The organism is Anabaena cylindrica UHCC 0172, assembly GCF_034931625.1.
Classification (GTDB): Bacteria; Cyanobacteriota; Cyanobacteriia; order Cyanobacteriales; family Nostocaceae; genus Anabaena; species Anabaena cylindrica_A.
In genome coordinates, this window is record NZ_JAYGGY010000083.1 from 39,925 (window position 1) to 58,108 (window position 18,184).

Consider the following 18,184-nt stretch of genomic DNA (forward strand, 5'->3'; position numbering starts at 1 on the left):
CAGCACTCAGCACTCAGCACTCAGAACTCAGCACTCAGAACTCGTTACTCAGCACTTTATATGAGCAATAGTGACACCACTACCTCCATCTGCTTGTTCTGCTGGTTCGTGGTGGCTAATTCTGGAGTGCTGTTGCAAATAAGCGTGAACACCTAGTCGCAGTTTACCAGTTCCATGTCCATGAATAATCCAGAGAGGCCCATCAGCTTCAGAAATGGCTTTGTCTAAGATATATTCGCCGTCGGATACCCGTTTTCCGCGCAAATCAATGGTATTTTTGGAGGTGCGAATAGCTGGGACTGGTGCTGGTGGGGGAGTAACTGCGGCTGGGGCTGGTTTGGGTTTGAAAATAGGTTCTGGTTTTTGCCCATCTAAAGATTCTACGTCTGGTAATTGCACCGTCATTTTCATGATTCCAAAACGGACAGTTAACTCACCATCTGCATCAGGCGCGGTGATTACTTCTGCTGTTTGTCCTAATTTGGGAATACGAATGCGATCGCCTATTTTGGGCATAAATCCCGGTTTAGGTTTAGGTGGTGGTGCTGGTTCGTACTTCTGTCCGATTTGATTTAACGCACTAGTTGCTTGCTGGGCATCTTGGGCTGTGGGTGTACCTTTTTGCAAACGGCGAATTACTTGGGCAATTTCTCCTTTAGCTTGGGTAATTGCTTTTTGGACTGCTACTTCCTGAGAGGCACGTAAATCCTTTTCTCTTTCTTCTAACGCGGTGGCTTTTTGAGAAACTTCTTTATATAGCTTTTCCGCTTGTCGCAATAATTCTTGGGCTTCAGCAGCTTTAGTTTCTTGACGACGGCGTTGGGCTTCTAAACCAGCAATTACTTGATTCACTTCATCGCTGGCTTCTCCCACTTGGGTTTTAGCCTCTGCCACTACTTCCGGTTTTAGTCCTAAGCGTAAGGCGATAGTTAAAGCGTTAGAGCGTCCTGGAATCCCCCATAACAGCCGATAAGTAGGCGAGAGAGTGCTTTCGTCAAATTCTACCGAAGCGTTCTCAAATCGCTCATCTTCGTATTTCAGGGCTTTGAGTTCGCCGAAATGGGTAGTAGCAATTGTCAGTTGGGCATGATTAGCGAGATATTGCAAAAGTGCGATCGCTAATGCACTACCTTCTGCCGGATCTGTACCTGCACCAACTTCGTCGAGTAAGACGAGGGATTGGGGACTGGGGACTGGGGACTGGGGATTGGGTAATTGGGAAAAATCATCTCCCCCTTCTCCCTGCTCCCTGCCCCCTGCCTCTTCTCCTGATTCATCCTCTAATGCTTCTAAAATCCGACTAATCCGGCGAATATGTCCTGAAAAAGTCGATAAACTTTGTTGTAAAGATTGTTCATCGCCAATATCAGCTAAAATCTTGTCAAACCAAGGCATTTCCACTGGTTCGCGGGCAGGGACAAATAAACCTACTTTGGCCATCAAAGCAGCTAATCCCAAGGTTTTTAAAGTTACTGTTTTTCCACCTGTGTTTGGCCCGGTGATTGTCACTACCCGAATATTGGGACTAATCAGCAAATCGACGGGAATCACGGGATTTCCTTGTTCGTGCTGCTGTTGCCAAACTAACAACGGGTGACGCAGTTGCCGCAAGGTGATAATTTCCTGGTCTTCGCGATTAATGAAGCGGGGAGGATTAGCACCAATCCAGAAACTATAACGAGATTTAGCCGTTGCCAAATCTAATGTTGTCACAATGACTAATAACCTTTCTAAATCTGGCTTAACTGCGGCTACTTGTTCCGTTAAAGTGCGGAGAATAGCTTCTGCTTCGGTTTGTTCTTTTCTGAGAGTTTGCCGGAGTTGGTTCCCCATTGGGACAACGCTATGAGGTTCGATATATAAAGTCGCGCCACTGGTTGAGGTGTCGTGAACAATACCGGGAATTGCGTCTTTTTGCGGTGCTTTGACAGGGATAACAAAGCGATCGCCCCGTTGAGTAATCAGTTGTTCCTGAACTGCCCCCGATTTAGCTTGAATGATGTTTTGCAGTTTTTGGGTAATTTGACTGCGTATCCGCCGCAAATCAATGCGAATCTCGCCCATTTTCTGACTAGCGCGATCAGTAACTTGACCACGTTCGTCAATACAACGGTGAATTTCCTGCTCTAATTCTGGGTAAGTCCGTAATTCGGAAACCAACTCAGTCAGGATGGGTACATCTTCCTGGTTATCAATTACACGCCGTAAATTTCTCGTACCAGAGAGAGTAGTAGCGATCGCTAACAGTTCCTCACCTGATAAAATTCCTTGCAGTTCGGCTCGTTCTAGGGCATCACCAATATCTTGAATCCCCTCAAAAGACAAACCAGGGGAAAGATGACTTTCCAGTTGATAGACTTCTTTAGTCTGAGCTAACAACTTTTGGCTTTCTGTCTGGGTTTCCGGGATGGGCAAGTTACGCGCAACTATTGATCCCAACTTGGTCGCGGCAAAGGTGGAAAGGTGCTGGCAAAGGCGTTGCCATTCTAATAATTCTAGGGTTTCAGATTGGATCAAGGCTTCAACGTCTAATCTGAAGATATAGTAACAATTCTAGCCACCAGAAAGCGATATTTTCAAAGTCCGCCTGGGAATTAATTCCCAGTCTCATAGCAAAAGTCATCTCAAGATGACTAAAAATCTGAAAAAATAGCCAGTTTACTAAAGTAAACTTTGGTTATTAGCCCGGAAATTAATTTCTGGGCGGGTGTGGAAGCTAACAGATAAACCATTTTGACCTTATTTAGCCTTGTTGTTATCAAAATAGTAACAGGGCTTGATTTTCGTGTATATCCTGCATATTCACTGTTGGAGCCAATCTTTCTACCCAACCTTGCTTACCTGCTTGCGTAAACTTTGAACAGTAGAAATTACCTGTTGTGCTACCGTATCTATCTCTTCAACAGTATTAAATCTGCCAATTCCAAACCGCATCGAAGCATACGCTAACTGTTCCGAATTTCCCAAGGCTGTAAGAACATAGGAAGGTGCAGTATTTGCTGAAGAACAAGCAGAACCAGAAGACACGGCCATTACTTGTTGTAAACCCAGAGAAAGTGCAGCACCATCTACACCTTCAATACTAATATTTAAATTTCCTGCTAATCGTTTTTGAGGATGTCCATTTAAATGAATTCCTTCTACAGTAGCTAAATGATGCCACAATCTTTCTCTTAATTCCATTAGCCGCTGATTTTCTGTGTCTTTTTCTGCCAAAGCAATTTTCACCGCTTGACCAAAACCGACAATTTGTGGTGTATACAACGTACCAGAACGCATTCCTCGTTCGTGTCCACCTCCGTGCTGCTGGGAAGTAACTTTAACTCTAGGGTTGCGTCTGCGAACATATAACGCTCCAATACCTTTTGGCCCATATACTTTATGGGCAGTGAGAGACATTAAATCAATGTTCATCGCTTCCACATCTAGGTCAATTTTACCAATAGCTTGGGCTGCATCTGTGTGAAAAATGATTTGGCGTTCATGGCAGATTTTGCCAATTTCTGCTAAAGGTTGTAAAACCCCAATTTCATTATTTGCTGCCATCACTGATACTAAAATAGTATCAGGACGCAAAGCTTTTTCTAATTCATTTAAATCAATTAATCCATCTTGTTGAACTGGCAGGATTGTCATGCCAAAACCTAAACTTTTTAAATATTCACAAGGATCTAAAACTGCTTTATGTTCGGTTGCAACAGTAATAATATGTTGACCTTTTTGAAAATAAGCTTCTGCGATACCTTTAATTGCTAAATTATTGGCTTCTGTTGCACCACTGGTAAAGACTATTTCTTCTGGTGTGGCGTTAATTGCATCTGCTAAAATTGCCCTTGTTTGTTTAACAGCAGCTTCTGATTCCCAACCGTAAACATGACTAATACTAGCGGCATTACCAAACTTTTCGGTAAAGTAAGGAATCATTACTGCTAATACTCGTTCATCTACGGGAGTGGTTGCATGATTATCGAGATAGATAGGACGATTAGACATAATTAACTCAAAGTTTGACCTATTTTTTTTAAACTTCTTAGAACTTGATCAAGTTCATTAAATTTATTGTAAAGGATGACATCATGCACGATTGCAAGGGTTGATTGGCGTGATAATAGGTAATGGGGAATAGGGATTGGGGGATAGTTTTGGCGATCCGATACCCAATGCCCAATATACAATGCCCTATTGGGAAAATGCTATGACGTTAATATTAGCTCTTGACTTTGGCGGAACTAAACTGGCAGCAGCAACGGTGAAAGCTGGTTCTAGAGAGTGGTTGCGCCATGAAAATCGCCTCTCACCTGCAAATGCGGATGCTTTGAGTGATGTAGAAATTATGCGATCGCTCATTGATTCTGTGCTAGATAGAAGTAAACCTGATGCCATTGGTGTCAGCTTTGGTGGCCCAGTAGACGCAGCCACCGGACTAGTCAGGCTTTCTCATCATGTCCCTGGCTGGGAAAATATTCCTCTCAAAATACTCCTAGAAGAAGAATATCATGCTCCTGTCAGCATAGATAATGACGCTAATGTAGCTGCTATCGGCGAACATCGGTTTGGGGCTGGACAGGGATACGATAGTCTGTTTTACATCACTATCAGCACTGGTGTCGGTGGAGGTTGGATACTTGATGGTAAGCCGTGGCGGGGTGCATTAGGTATGGCTGGGGAAATTGGTCATATGGTTGTAGATCCCGCTGGGCCAGTATGTTTGTGTGGAAAACGAGGATGTGTTGAACGTTTAGCTTCTGGCCCCTATATGGCACAAAATGCACGGGAACTTTTAGAGAAAGAAGCTCATAATTTCCCAGCCAGCACCAAAGGAGAAATACTCAGGGATTTGGTAGGTAATGATTTAAACCTAATCACAGGGCAAGTGGTGAGTACAGCAGCTGCCCAAGGGGATGAATTAGCACAGGCAGTTTTATACAAAGCCGCTTGGGCGCTAGGTGTGGGTATTGGCAATGTAGCTAACTTGATGAATCCTCAACGCTTTGTTTTAGGTGGTGGTGTCACCAAAGCGGGGGATAGTTTTTGGGCAACAGTACGCAAGGTAGCACAGGAAACAGCATTACCTGAAGTTAATTTTGAAGTAGTGCGATCGTTGTTGGGTGATGATGCGCCATTATGGGGGGCTGTGGCCTTGGGTTTAGATCTTATCCGGTGAAGAATGCTATTGATTTAGACTCGTCTTTATCCGACTCCCTATGATTTTAATAGAGTTGGGCGATTTGTCGTCCACTCCCTCAATAAGTATATTATATCACTTCCTAGTAAGTGAGTGAGAAGCTTCTTTTTGTTTTAGCTAAAATATCTGCATTAAATACATTATTGAGAAATAATATTATTAGTTATCGAGTAGGATCGCCATGACAGTTTCAGTTTCACAACAGGCTTATGCAGATTTGGTTGAAGAAGCTCAACATAATGGTGAGATCATCCATCATCAAACTGGTTTTGAAAGAATCTATAGATTGCCAAAGTGTTTTGGCAGAGGAGTTGATCACATCACCAAGCTGCGTAACGGACTGATTGTTCACATTCAAGAAACCCAACTGCGGCAACCCTTAATACTAGAACGACAGCATGAGTCTTCATTTCCACTCACGGCAAAATTTTATCTATCCAGTAGTTCTAGAATCAAAACTCCTGGTGCTATAGCTATCAAAGATGACTATGAAGAAACCTCCGGTTATAACTACATTTACTGCCTGCCCAATATCTTAGAATACGAGGAATGGCGAGCGGAAGAACAAATCCAGTTGGTAATGATTTATGGAGACATCGACTATTTCAGATTGTTTAATTTAGATGATCAATTTTTGCCGGAAACCTTGCGGCAGATGATTAAAGTTGGTGAACCAACACAGTTTCATCAATGCCTTGGTAAAAACACTATGGCAATGGAACAAGTCCTCCAGCAAATCCTGCATTGTCCGTATCAAGGAATTACCAGGCAAATGTATCTTGAAGCTAAAGCTCTGGAATTATTGATTTTACAGTTTACCAATTGGGCAGAAACCTCACATCAGTCAGCTGCTGCAAAGTTACGAAAAGATGACATTGAGCGACTAAATGCAGCCAAAGATATTTTGATGCGGACAATGAACAACCCCCCAACCCTATTAGAGTTAGCCCGACAGGTAGGAATTAACGAGCGCAAACTCAAACAGGGATTTCGCCAAGTCTTTGGGACAACAGTTTTCGGCTACCTACAAGACTATCGGTTACAACAAGCCCAACAGTTGCTGAAAAAACGGGATATGTCAATTGCCAGAGTTGCCACAGCCATAGGTTATACCAATCCAGAAGCATTTAGCGTGGCATTCCGACGCAAGTTTGCAGTCGGTCCTAAAGCCTATCAAATGAGTGAAAATTACTAACCTTTTTTAAGAAAGTCCGTTTCACAAAGAAAAAAGTCCGTTTCACAAAGAAATTCTAGAGGTTAACTTCGTATAATTTTTTCACTCACTTTTGCAAAAGATTCTTAATTAATAGCTAACTAACCCGATCGGGGTTTAGTTGGCAGGATTTGTCAGGACGTAAAATATGAAGATCTCAATTTTTCTAGCAGGAGCATTAGCCCTTGTCGCTGTTCAACCTGTATGGGCTGAAAGTATCAGCCAGATGGAAGTGGAAGGAAAAAAATCCCTCACTCCCGCCAAAAAACGACATAAATTTGTAGAAGGGCAAGTAGACAATATTCCCTACCTCAACGACTTTGTTATACTAAAAACGGGTCAAAAGTGTCATTCTGAACGAAGTGAAGAATCTCCGAGATACTTCGCTGCACTACGTTACGCTCAGTATGACATAAGTCCAGATTTCACCCGTTGGCAATATAGTCCCACCAGGACTGTAAAAGGATGGCTGTCTCAAGCAAATTCAGCAGTTATACAGGTAACTGGTGTGAAAGCTAATCCCACCGATCAAGGTGTAGAGATACTTCTAGAAACTTCCCAAGGAGACCAATTACAACTTACAAATCGCAGTACTAGTAATAGCTATATTGTTGATATCGCTAATGCACAACTACTTTTACCTAGTGGAGAGGCTTTCACATTCCGTTCTGAGAAACCAATTGCAGGTATTACTGAGATTACCGTCACAAATCAAGATGCTAATACTATCCGAGTCAGCATAATTGGTGAAACAAGTTTACCAAGTGCCGAGTTGTTTGATAGTGAGGAAGGATTAATTTTTGGTTTGGCACCTGTTGTAGCTTCATCACCACCCCAACAGCCAGCAACTCCGTCAGAGGATGAAACCCAACCAGAACAGCCATCAGCGGCAGCAGAAGAGCCAATTGAATTGGTGGTGACAGGTGTGCAAGATAGATATCTCATCCCAAATAGCTCAACAGCAACTAGAACTAATACACCTCTTCGTGATATTCCGCAAGGAATTCAAATCATTCCTCGTCAGGTGATTGAAGATCAGCAAGTGACCCGCCTAGATGAAGCTTTAAGAAATACTAGCGGTGTGACCTTTGGTGGCACAGGTTTTGGTAGAGACCTTTTGTTTAATGTCAGGGGTTTTGAACGCACTCAAGTCTTGCGTGATGGTTTTAATCAATTTCGCAATGGAGGAATTCCAGAAACCGCAAATTTGCAGCAAATTGAAATTCTCAAAGGACCAGCTTCTGTTTTGTATGGTGATATTCAACCAGGAGGAGTAATCAACCTAGTCACGAAAAAGCCCTTATCAGAACCTTTTTACGAAATTCAAACTCAGTTTGGTAGCCGTGGTTTATTTAGACCCAGTATTGATGTTTCCGGTCCGTTAACCACAGATGGGAATTTACTTTATCGGTTAAATGCCCTTTATCAAACCAGTGAAAGTTTTCAAAATGTCGATAATAATGTCAATCGTTTCTTTATTTCACCGGTTCTAAGTTGGAAAATCAGTGATAATACCGATTTTACTTTAGAAGTGGAATCTTTAAATGATCGAAGACCATCATCTTTTGGTGTACCTGCTTTCGGTAACAGAGTTGCCAATATCCCGTTTGATCGCATTATTAGTGAACCTGATGATGTGGTGAAAGAGAATTTTTTCAAAGTAGGATATACACTGGAGCATCGTTTTAGCGAAAACTGGAAATTAAATAATGCTTTTAGATACTTGCAGCAAAATATCTTGGCTGATGTAGCTTATGTTAGCTCAGTGAATGAAACAAATGGTATTGCCGAACGTAATTGGGCTATTCAAACAGACGATTCTCGCAACTATTCTTTCCAAACAAATATAGCAGGTGAATTTACCACAGGACCTATCAAGCATAAACTCTTAACAGGCATAGATTTGAGTCGAGTTGACCAGTTTTTCTTTACCAGATTTGATTTTGCCACGTCTATACCCATAGACATCTTCAATCCAGTATACAGAGCATTTGCTAGACCAAGACCTGAAGATTTACCTATACTGAATGATAGTCAAACAAAGACAGATAGACTAGGTTTTTATCTCCAAGATCAGCTTTCTTTGTCTGATAATTTGATAGTGCTGGCAGGTTTTCGCTATGACACAGTCAACCAAACCAATAGAAACAATCAGTTTGGTTCTGAGCAGACTCAGTATAGTGATGCCTTTAGTCCACGTATCGGTATTGTTTATAAGCCAATTGAAGAAGTTTCTCTCTACACCAGTTATTCACGCTCATTTAGTCCCAATGCAGGGATTACGGTCAATAATGATGTTCTGCAACCGGAACGTGGTGAAGGATATGAAGTTGGTGTCAAGGCCGAATTACTCAGAGGTAGACTGTCTACAACTTTGGCATACTTTGATATCACTAAACAAAATGTAGCTAACTCAGATTTAAATGCGCCTGGATTTGGATTCTCTGTAGCGACTGGTGAGCAAAAAAGTCAAGGTATAGAATTTGATGTTGTAGGAGAGATTATACCTGGGTGGAATGTCATTGCTTCTTACGCATATATTGACGCTGAGGTCACAAAGGACAATACTACACCAATTGGTAATCAGTTGGCAGGTATTCCCAAACACAGTGCCAATTTCTGGACAACATACGAAATCCAAAAAGGTGGTCTGCAAGGATTAGGTCTTGGACTGGGATTAAATTACGTGGGTAGCAGGGCGGGTGATTTGCAAAATAGCTTTGAGGTAGACAGTTATTGGCTGACGAATGCCGCAATTTTTTATCGCAAAGATAGGTGGCGAGTTGGACTCAATTTTAAAAACATTTTTGACATTGATTACATTTCAGGTGTATCGACTGCCACTGAGAGAGGAAATGATCCAGGTGAACCGTTTACGGTGGTTGGCTCAATTTCGTTGACATTTTAGATGATTATGCTTTCTATGTCGTGGATACGTCGCATACTCAAGCTGTTTGTGCTGGCCATGCTTACTACTTACATGATTACAGCCTGTGGAAATCAGATTGTTCAGCATCCTGTTAGTAAACAATTTTCTCCCACAAGCGAATGTCAAGTTATTAGACATGAAATGGGGGAAACTAAGATTTGCGATCGCCCTCAAAAAATTGTGGTATTTGGCCCATATATCCTGGAACTGTTACTGGCTCTTGATGTTCAGCCAGCAGGATTTGCCGACCAACTTCCATTTCATCATGGTGATTATAACAATCCTAGTCAACAAATTCCCTATTTGGGAGAGCGAATAACTGGTCAACCGATTAATGTAGGTCTTGCTTACAGTCCTTCTATTGAGGCATTACTGAAAATTAAACCTGATTTAATTTTAGGTACTGAAGCTAACACAACTCAGTATGAGATGCTCTCTAAAATTGCACCAACGCTGTTATTGAAATGGTTTGACGCGAAATCTAATCTGCGATTAATTGCTCAAGTGTTAGGACGTTCCGCTCAGGCAGAACAAATACTAGCTAATAATGACCAGCGATTAGCTATTGCTCAGAAAGCATTTTCTCCCATTGTTGCGGCTCATCCTCAAGTGCTGATTTTAGTCTCTGCGGGTCAGTCGCTTCAGCAACAACTGCGTTTTCCCAATACCAAAAGTTTTTGTACTTCTCTGGTTGCTAATTTGGGATTTCAAGTATTACTTCCTCAAAATTTGTCTCAGTCTCATGAGAGTCTCCCGCCGCCACTTTCTATAGAAACCTTATCCCAATTCAACGATGCAGACTTAATTATTTTGCTAGGAGCTAACTTTAGTGATTTTCATCAAATTAGTGGTCAGAATTACTTTGATCCTCAAGTGAAAAAGCTCAAGCAACAGTGGTCAGAAAATGCGATCGCTCAAACTATGCCAGCGAGTCAGGAGAATCGAGTATATTTCATCCCCGGCTATCTTTGTTTAGGATTACCAGGGCCAATTGGTACAGAACTTTACGTCAATGAACTACAAAAACAATTACTCTCCCCATGACAACTCAAAAACTCTTATCCGATTGTCAATTTTGCTCTGTTGTTTCTAAAAACAACGGTGAAGACCCCATTGGTACAGCGCATACAGCCGATACTTGGCTAGTTTTAGAGGCGCTACTACCTTGGACAGAAGAAAACTTACACAGCAATCCAATTCTCAGTCCAATTCACGATTTATTTCATGAATTAGAAAATCGGCACATACCAGTGATGCCAATTGCGATCGCACCTGACCGAGAATATTCTGTACCAGGATATGTCCGCGCTCTACATTACAAACGCCCTACAACAAACTTTGCTGAGTTTGAAAAGCAGGAATATTTAATCCCTGAAAGCCAAATTGGTCAATTTACTGGCGGTTTTTTAGAACACCCCAATGACCTAGATCAATTTCAACCATACCAACAGCCTCAAAATCAGATCCGTGAGATTCTGGTTTGTACCCACGGGAATGTAGATGTTGCTTGCTCTCGGTTCGGCTATCCTATTTATCAAAAGTTACGCCATAAGTATGCAGCCGCATCTGCGGGAAAGTTGCGAGTCTGGCGCTGTTCTCACATTGGTGGTCATCAATTTGCACCAACTCTGTTTGACCTACCCACAGGACAGTTTTGGGGACATATTGAACCAGATATTTTAGATGCCTTAGTTTGGCGTAACACCCCAGTCAAACAACTGCGTCAGTTTTATCGAGGTTGGTCAGGAATGACAAAATTTGAGCAAATAGTCGAACGCGAGATTTGGATGCAACATGGCTGGGAATGGCTTGAATACCACAAATCTGGTCAAGTATTAGCTCAAGATACAACAAACGATGAGTGGAATGCAGATTGGGCAGAAGTTCGTATTGATTTCACATCTCCAGATCACAGCAGACAAGGTAGTTATTTAGCAAGAGTGGAAGCTTGCGGTCAGGTCATGACTGTTTTGAATTCTGGCAAAGAGCAGCCTTTAGAACCTGTCAAACAGTATGCCATTAAGCAACTGATGACTGTCTAATTCTTTCCCCCTGCTCCCTGCCCCCTGCCCCCTGCCCCCTGCCTCCTGCCCCCTGCCCCCTGCCCCCTGCCTCCTGCCCCCTGCCCCCTGCCTGATTAGTAATTCCCCATATTTGCCGTGCGTACCTTCATGATTATTTGGTGCGGTCAGATTGTCTCTGCGATCGGCAGCGCCATGACTCGCTTTGCTCTGACTATTTGGGTTTGGCAATTAACTGGAGAAGCCACAAGCATAGCTTTATTCAGTTTCTTTTACCAACTCCCACTCATTTTTGTTTCCTTGTTTGCTGGGGTTCTTGTAGACCGTTATCGTCGTAAATATCTGATAATTTTGGGCGACACCAGCGCCATTCTCTGTACCATCATCATTGGATTGTTGTGCGCTAATAACAATTTACAAATTTGGCATCTTTACTTTCTGATTGCCCTTTCTGGTTGCTTTGGACATCTCCAAAATCTGGCCTATTCCGCTTCTATTCCTTTGATAGTGGCAAAACAGCATTACACTCGTGCTAGTAGTATGAGTGCCTTGGTTGTTCATGCTTCGGAAATTTTTGCTCCAGCCTTTGCTGGTAGTCTCTATCCATCCATCGGTTTATTAGGCATTATTGTGATTGATATTGCTACCTTTGCTATAGCCACAGGAACAGTTATTTTTCTCTCCATACCTCAACCTGCTATTACAGAGACAAGCAACAAAGAAGGGAAAACAATTTGGGAACAGTTAGGGTTTGGTTTTCGCTACATCCTGTCAAAACCGAGTTTGTTGTCCATGACGATCGCATTCTCCTGTTTTTGGTTTGCTCACCAAATAGCAGAAACTATATTTCAGCCGATGATTCTCGCCCGCACAGGTGGTGACACCGAGATTTTAGGTATTATTATGACTGCGGCTGGAGTGGGTGGTGTAGTTAGCGGTTCATTTTTAAGTATTTGGGGGGGATTTAAGCGGCGAATTCACGGGATGTTGCTTGGTTTTATTGGGACTGGCTTGAGTAAAATTGTTTTCGGTATAGCTCAAATACCATTTATTTGGGTGGGTACTAGTTTTTGTTCTGCTTTCAACCTGCCCCTATTATTTAGTTCCAGTAATGCCATCTGGTATGCCAAAGTAGAGCCAAATGTGCAAGGGCGAATTTTTGCTGCTGACCATACAATGGGCATGATTATTGGTACAGTTGCCAGTTTAATTGCTGGACCACTAGCTGACAAATTTTTTGAACCAGCGATGAAACCAGGAGGACTGTTGTCATCTACTTTGAGTCCCATTTTTGGTACAGAAACTGGTAGTGGTATGGCTCTTTTGTATGTAATTACTTCATTATGCGTTGTGTCAGTTGGAATTGGTGGCTATTTTTTTCCAAAACTGCGGAATGTGGAGGATATTCTGCCTGATCATCATGCTAAGTAGGGTTTGCTGTAGGAGGAGGTAGGGGGCAGGGTGCAGGGGCAGGAGTCAGGGAGCAGGGAGCAGGGAGCAGGGGGCAGGGGGCAGGGAGCAGGGGCAGGAGTTAGGGCAGGGCTGTTTCATTCGATAAGGTATGTATTTTGTCAATATGATTGGCAATAAATATCAGAGCAAAAGTCATAAATTGGTGACCATTTTGATGCCTAAGATTGAATGCCAAGCTTATTTTTCATCTTCTAGACTCTTGCATTTGCAAGCCTTTTAGGGAATGAAACAGCCCTGGGAGTTAGGGGGTAGGGGGTAGTATTTGGTTGTTTACTTGCTGCAATATTTGCCAGATATCCTCTACCCAGTCAAGGTGTTCTGGTTTGATTAAGCATGAACGCAGACAAGTCAGGTGGTCTTGGTCAGGCTCAATTTCTGGATGGGCATCAATAAAATATTCTATGGGAAGATGAGCGATCGCTAAATGTAGATTTTTTTTGGCTGCTTCAGTAAAAATATCTTTCGCCAACTGGGAAGCAACACTAGCACTCTTCGCTCTGGGAGTCCAAACTAGGATATCTAGTTCTGGTGCAAATGGGACAACAAACCTACCATCAGCTTGAATTTTTTGCCACAAAGCTAATGCAGCCGTTCTCGATTTACTCAGTTCAGTTGCAAATTCTCCGTCTCTAGTATAGGGAAGCAAACGCTGTGTAGCCCAAAGTGCCACAGCCGCAGCCCCAGGTCGAGAACATTCTAAGCTAATTTCCCCTAGATGCAACTCATCTGAAGTGAAATAAGTAAAAGGACACTCATGTTTATAGAAAGCCCCCACAGCGGTGTCGGAGAAAATCACGCAACCACAACCGTAGGGTTGAAGACCGTGTTTATGTGGGTCAATCACCAGAGAATCAACCTCAGACAGACAATTAAAAGCGGTTCTGGTGGCATCAGCGAGGTTATTTGCCAAAGTAAAATAACCACCATAGGCAGCATCAGCATGGATGCGAAAATTGTAATGCGATCGCAACTCCAAAATAGCTGGTAGAGGGTCTACAGCCCCAGTAGCAGTAGTACCCATAGTGACGACAACAGTGCCAATATCACCAGCCTGGAGCAGAGTTTCCAGAGCATTAACATCCATTCGACCAGAGCGATCGCTCTTAACAGCCGCAAAAGGCAGACCTAGCACCCCACAAATACGTTCGTGTGTATAGTGTGATTGCTGTGAAGCGACAATTTTCAAACCAGGCTTAACCTTTCCAGCCACCCACAAAGCTTCCAAATTAGCGATCGTCCCACCACCGCAAAGATGTCCCAGATGAGTTTCCCATCCAAACATCTGAGCAATTTCCTTAACCGCCTCTTTTTCCATGAAAGTACTAGCTCGTCCTCCATCTAACGCATGATTATTCGGATTAATCCACATCGACAGCATATAAGCCAAACGAGCCATAGCATGAGGCGGTTTTAGCATTTGTCCCACATATAGTGGATGAGGATAGGGAAAATTATCCTGCATCCGCTTCGCCACTGCCAACAAAACAGTCCGCATAGCATCTAATTGGCATGGAGAATTGAATTCTGGCATTCCTTGAAAACCCAATTCCAATTCCTCAAGTGCCTCAAACAGTAATTTCAAACTTTCTTTTTCTAGCATCAATTTCAAAATACTGATTAATTTGCTTTTTCATTTTGATGAAACGGACAACCAGCAGATACTTTAAAATTCGGATCAATCAACCGCCAGCGATTTTGAGAAAATCGATCCAATACATCCACAGCAGTACTATTGTCACATCTTAAGCTACCAGCTTCACCACCACCAAACTTTTCACAAACAGCCTTATGGGACTTAGCCAAACTAAAATAAGCAGCTACTAATTTGTGATGTTGAGGCTCAAGATCAGCAGGTAATCGCTCAAACACCGGTCGGAGTCTTTTCCATATCTTCACCAGCCAAGAATGCTCCCAAGACATAAGTCCACTAAAATCATTAGATTGAACGTAAGGAGGAGCCATCGTTGGCCGCACTTCGCTTTCATATTCTTGCCTACTAAAACTGCCAGCAAGCTCCATCGCTGCCCCCGATGCCATCATCAATTCAGCCGCCGTTTCTAACTCAATTTGTGCCTCTGAAATATTACCTAATGCCAGATTCATTTCAAAGCGGCTCAAACAAATAATCAAACCTTGAGTATTGATAAAAAATGACCAGTGAAATCCTTCCCAAATTTGTTGCGGCTCATTTTTAATATCAATCATGAAATTTCCTCCAGACATAAACTAAAAACTCTTGATAACAAATATGTATAAGTTTCAAATCCTCTCTTTTGCATTTCTATATAAATAGGGTCGAAATCATCAAAATTTTGACTGAGTTCCAGAAAATTTCTATATGCTAAAAGTAAACTCCTCACTAAGCAGATAGCAGGTTCCTGACTTTCTATATGCATCACGCCAAAATAATTATCAAAATCTTCAACCTCAACAGTTTTCAGAGAAGTCTCTGTAGAGGATATCTCTGCCGTAATCACATCTGTTATTTCCAAGTTTACTAATGCTTGATTAATGGTAATAAGCGCCTCTATATTTCCAGGTTGTTTGAGAGCCAGTAACAACTGATTAAGTGCCTTGTATAACTTAGTTTTATCAACTTCATTCAATTCTTGCTCAATGGGCAAGTCCCAAGGAACAAGTAAATGTAATTTCACAGCAAAATCATTTTTGTCCATGTCAGGGCAGAGTTTATTTTAGAGTTGATGAGTTCATAGCCCTATTGACTGAAAAGATTACTGTTAATCAGGTATTGGTATTGCACCTTAACTAAAAGCACTCAATTTTTATCCGCAGTATTGATCTAGGAAAAAAAGTTTCGTATTTTGTTTTTAATCACTACAAATTAGGGAAAAAACCTGCTGCTTGTATTTCATTGATACTATCTTTCATAGCCTGAATAATGTCATCAATATCTTCGTCTGTATGAGAGGTGGATAAAAAACCTCCACCCTCTCCTCGCAACAAAATTCCTCTGTCAAACAGGTGATAGCGTAATAAATTCAGACCTGTCATGAAGGAAGAAATTTCTGCACCTGAAAATTCTGGTAAAAAAATCGGGCCAAAAAATGAGCCAAAGTTACCCATACGGATAGGTAAATGTTTGGCTGCAAAAAAGATATTTAGTTGTTCTACATATTGTGCAGTACGTTGATTTAATTCTGTTTGTAGCGAGGAGCCTTGCAATTTTAAATACTTAAGAACTGCTCTGGCCGCAGCTATAGACAATGGATGCTTACAGTGAGTACCAGCAAAAAATGTCCTTTCTACTTGGGGGAAAGAAGCATCGTCATAATTCCACATACCACCATCAATTTTATCCATGTAAGTAGCTTTGCCAGCAATAACACCAATTGGCATTCCCCCGCCAACAACTTTACCGTAAGTGGCTATGTCTGCTTCCACACCAAACCAAGCCTGAGCGCCACCCAGATGCAAACGGAAACCAGTGATCATTTCATCAAAAATTAAAGTTATGCCTGATTGTTCTGTTAGTTGTCTGAGTTGTTGTAGAAATTCTTGAGGCTGTAAATCTGGACGGCGCGTTTGTACAGGTTCAACCAAGACTGCTGCTAATTCATCTTGATAAGCTTTGATAATCTCTAGTGACTGAGAACTTCCATAATCTAAAATCAAGACATCTTCAACCATACCGGGCAAAACTCCAGGCGCAATAGGTACTGCACGAGAATTTTCATGGGCTTGAGCTAAAGTACCATCAAAATGACCATGATAAGCACCAGAAAAGATAGCAATTTTGCTGCGCTTTGTAGCCGCTCTAGCCAAACGAATTGATGTCATTACGGCTTCTGTACCTGTATTACTAAAAGCTACCCTTTCCATCCCTGTCATTTCACTAATTAATTGGGCTACTTCTCCAACTAATTCAGATTGAGGACCAAGAGGTATTCCTTTTTCCAGTTGTTCTATAATTGCTGCTTGAATAAAAGATGGATTATGACCCAAAAGATTGGAGCCAAATCCCATGATTATATCTATATATTCATTACCATCAATATCCCAAATTCGAGAACCTTTAGCTTTTGTGCCAACAGTTAAATAACACATTTCTTTTGTGGCCAGATTAAACCATTCTGGGACTCTGGGATCAGCTAGTACTGAACGATAGGCTTGTCCCATTTGCTTTGAAGTTTTTGTCCGTTTAGTGTAACGCTCAATTAATGCTGTCAAATGTTGCTGTTGAAGGTTTGGTGTTTCTACTTGCATCACATTACTATCCTTGTAGTTATTTCAAATAAAAAAATAATTCTGGTATCAAAGCTTAAATAGTTCTGAAGTAAGGATACAGAATATTTGATCTAGCAGGAAACAGAAGAAAAAAATATCCTTCTTCCTCTTAACTCCTGCCCCCTGCCTCCTGAAGCTATTCATTTATCAATGTTTTAGATTTATGAGCTACAAAATAGCCATATTTGTTCTCTTTCTCACTAGCAAAACCAAAATAGTTATAAACTTTAATATTGGTAAAACCAATTTCTGATAATGCTGATTTTATTTCTGCTTGAGAATAGGGATGCACTGAAAAAGTAATGTTATAATGATCCCATTGATTAGCTAGGATTGGTAATAATAATGAGGGTTTGACAAAACGCAAAAATTTATTGTAAACCAAGCGTTTTATCTGCGGTAAAATTGAGTCAATGAGTGTAGAACTTTTATCTAATTGTCCATGTTTTTTTTGAAAAACGGTGATAGTGAACGTACCTGTTTTAGTTTCTGAATTATAGGTTTCGCCAACGCTCCAGGCATAGTTCTCTTGGAGTTCACCATCATTAACGGGTATATTACGATATCGTTTTTCTAAACCTAAATCAAAAAAGAATATGGTGTTTTCCTTCATAGCTGCATACACATTATGGAAAACAGATTTAAGTTCTTCAAGACTCATGATATGATTAAGAGCCGAATCAGTACAAATAACTGCATCAAAGGTATTTGGTAATTCAAATAAGCGGGCATCACCTAAAATGAATTTAGCATTAGGTGCATTCTTGCGAGCATAGTGCAACATTTTTTCTGAGCCATCAAGTCCAGTGAGTTGATAACCCTTGAGAATTAGTGTTTGTGTTAATTGTCCAGTACCACAACAAAGGTCGAGAATTTGCCCTTCTACAGGAAGATGTGGTAAGACTAATTGTTTCAGTTTTGGGAGCAATCGACGAGAGGATAGGTGTGCTTCTGATTCGTCATATAACCAAGCCCAGGGGTCGTAATCTGTGTAGCGAATTTGTGACTTCATCAAATATTTTCCTTTGTGTGAATTTAGAGATAAATCTGGAGGCTTGTAGCATCAAGTAATCATTGGTCAATATTTAAGCAATGAACTACTATTTTGCTGACATATT

Annotated in this window: 13 protein-coding genes; 6 read left to right on the top strand and 7 right to left on the bottom strand. The window is 41.5% G+C overall.

The features are described 5' to 3' along the window. Nucleotides 1-48: 48 nt before the first annotated feature. Together VB713_RS17185 and VB713_RS17190 are read right to left on the bottom strand one after the other, a co-directional pair. Complete coding sequence (locus VB713_RS17185) at nucleotides 49-2,517, bottom strand: endonuclease MutS2 (RefSeq protein ID WP_323312734.1); 2,469 nt, start codon at nucleotides 2,515-2,517, stop codon at nucleotides 49-51. A 306-nt stretch (nucleotides 2,518-2,823) separates the two neighbouring features. Beyond that, complete coding sequence (locus VB713_RS17190) at nucleotides 2,824-3,993, bottom strand: IscS subfamily cysteine desulfurase (RefSeq protein WP_323312735.1); 1,170 nt, start codon at nucleotides 3,991-3,993, stop codon at nucleotides 2,824-2,826. Between the two features lie 202 nt (nucleotides 3,994-4,195). On the opposite strand from VB713_RS17190, the gene VB713_RS17195 reads away from it, so the two are divergent. The 6 genes from VB713_RS17195 to VB713_RS17220 all read left to right on the top strand — a co-directional run bounded on the left by VB713_RS17195 (nucleotide 4,196) and on the right by VB713_RS17220 (nucleotide 12,779). Next, complete coding sequence (locus VB713_RS17195; RefSeq protein WP_323312759.1) at nucleotides 4,196-5,164, top strand: ROK family protein; 969 nt, start codon at nucleotides 4,196-4,198, stop codon at nucleotides 5,162-5,164. 202 nt (nucleotides 5,165-5,366) lie between these two features. Next, nucleotides 5,367-6,380 carry an AraC family transcriptional regulator gene (locus VB713_RS17200; protein WP_323312736.1) on the top strand — a complete coding sequence of 338 codons (1,014 nt, stop codon included), beginning with the start codon at nucleotides 5,367-5,369 and terminating at the stop codon, nucleotides 6,378-6,380. Between the two features lie 166 nt (nucleotides 6,381-6,546). Further along, nucleotides 6,547-9,306: a TonB-dependent siderophore receptor gene (locus tag VB713_RS17205; RefSeq protein WP_323312737.1), complete on the top strand. Its 2,760-nt coding sequence runs from the start codon at nucleotides 6,547-6,549 to the stop codon at nucleotides 9,304-9,306. Nucleotides 9,307-9,321: 15 nt separating this feature from the next. Further along, on the top strand, nucleotides 9,322-10,371 hold the full coding sequence (locus tag VB713_RS17210) for an iron-siderophore ABC transporter substrate-binding protein (RefSeq protein WP_323312738.1): 1,050 nt from the start codon (nucleotides 9,322-9,324) through the stop codon (nucleotides 10,369-10,371). After that, nucleotides 10,368-11,369, top strand: a complete 1,002-nt coding sequence (locus tag VB713_RS17215) for a sucrase ferredoxin (RefSeq protein ID WP_323312739.1) — start codon at nucleotides 10,368-10,370, stop codon at nucleotides 11,367-11,369. The genes VB713_RS17210 and VB713_RS17215 overlap by 4 nt, the downstream gene beginning before the upstream one ends. 117 nt (nucleotides 11,370-11,486) lie before the next feature. Continuing rightward, nucleotides 11,487-12,779, top strand: coding sequence for an MFS transporter (locus tag VB713_RS17220; protein WP_323312740.1), 1,293 nt, complete (start codon nucleotides 11,487-11,489; stop codon nucleotides 12,777-12,779). Between the two features lie 283 nt (nucleotides 12,780-13,062). Here the strand turns inward: VB713_RS17220 and VB713_RS17225 are convergent, their stop codons facing one another. The 5 genes from VB713_RS17225 to VB713_RS17245 all read right to left on the bottom strand — a co-directional run bounded on the left by VB713_RS17225 (nucleotide 13,063) and on the right by VB713_RS17245 (nucleotide 18,078). After that, nucleotides 13,063-14,421 carry a pyridoxal phosphate-dependent decarboxylase family protein gene (locus tag VB713_RS17225; RefSeq protein ID WP_323312741.1) on the bottom strand — a complete coding sequence of 453 codons (1,359 nt, stop codon included), beginning with the start codon at nucleotides 14,419-14,421 and terminating at the stop codon, nucleotides 13,063-13,065. 17 nt (nucleotides 14,422-14,438) lie between these two features. Next, entirely contained in the window at nucleotides 14,439-15,026 is a 588-nt protein-coding gene (locus VB713_RS17230) for a siderophore biosynthesis protein (RefSeq protein WP_323312742.1), read from the bottom strand. After that, on the bottom strand, nucleotides 15,023-15,496 hold the full coding sequence (locus tag VB713_RS17235; protein ID WP_323312743.1) for a hypothetical protein: 474 nt from the start codon (nucleotides 15,494-15,496) through the stop codon (nucleotides 15,023-15,025). The genes VB713_RS17230 and VB713_RS17235 overlap by 4 nt, the downstream gene beginning before the upstream one ends. Nucleotides 15,497-15,656: 160 nt before the next feature. Further along, nucleotides 15,657-17,045, bottom strand: a complete 1,389-nt coding sequence (locus VB713_RS17240) for an aspartate aminotransferase family protein (protein ID WP_323312760.1) — start codon at nucleotides 17,043-17,045, stop codon at nucleotides 15,657-15,659. 157 nt (nucleotides 17,046-17,202) lie between these two features. Beyond that, nucleotides 17,203-18,078 carry a class I SAM-dependent methyltransferase gene (locus tag VB713_RS17245; RefSeq protein WP_323312744.1) on the bottom strand — a complete coding sequence of 292 codons (876 nt, stop codon included), beginning with the start codon at nucleotides 18,076-18,078 and terminating at the stop codon, nucleotides 17,203-17,205. Nucleotides 18,079-18,184: the final 106 nt, after the last annotated feature.

Bases quoted from the DNA above. Each gene is read 5' to 3' on its own strand.
- VB713_RS17240 (WP_323312760.1), bottom strand. From the start codon at position 17,045: ATGCAAGTAGAAACACCAAACCTTCAACAGCAACATTTGACAGCATTA.
- VB713_RS17210 (WP_323312738.1), top strand. From the start codon at position 9,322: ATGTCGTGGATACGTCGCATACTCAAGCTGTTTGTGCTGGCCATGCTT.
- VB713_RS17230 (WP_323312742.1), bottom strand. From the start codon at position 15,026: ATGATTGATATTAAAAATGAGCCGCAACAAATTTGGGAAGGATTTCAC.
- VB713_RS17235 (WP_323312743.1), bottom strand. From the start codon at position 15,496: ATGGACAAAAATGATTTTGCTGTGAAATTACATTTACTTGTTCCTTGG.
- VB713_RS17190 (WP_323312735.1), bottom strand. From the start codon at position 3,993: ATGTCTAATCGTCCTATCTATCTCGATAATCATGCAACCACTCCCGTA.
- VB713_RS17225 (WP_323312741.1), bottom strand. From the start codon at position 14,421: ATGCTAGAAAAAGAAAGTTTGAAATTACTGTTTGAGGCACTTGAGGAA.
- VB713_RS17200 (WP_323312736.1), top strand. From the start codon at position 5,367: ATGACAGTTTCAGTTTCACAACAGGCTTATGCAGATTTGGTTGAAGAA.
- VB713_RS17205 (WP_323312737.1), top strand. From the start codon at position 6,547: ATGAAGATCTCAATTTTTCTAGCAGGAGCATTAGCCCTTGTCGCTGTT.
- VB713_RS17245 (WP_323312744.1), bottom strand. From the start codon at position 18,078: ATGAAGTCACAAATTCGCTACACAGATTACGACCCCTGGGCTTGGTTA.
- VB713_RS17195 (WP_323312759.1), top strand. From the start codon at position 4,196: ATGACGTTAATATTAGCTCTTGACTTTGGCGGAACTAAACTGGCAGCA.
- VB713_RS17215 (WP_323312739.1), top strand. From the start codon at position 10,368: ATGACAACTCAAAAACTCTTATCCGATTGTCAATTTTGCTCTGTTGTT.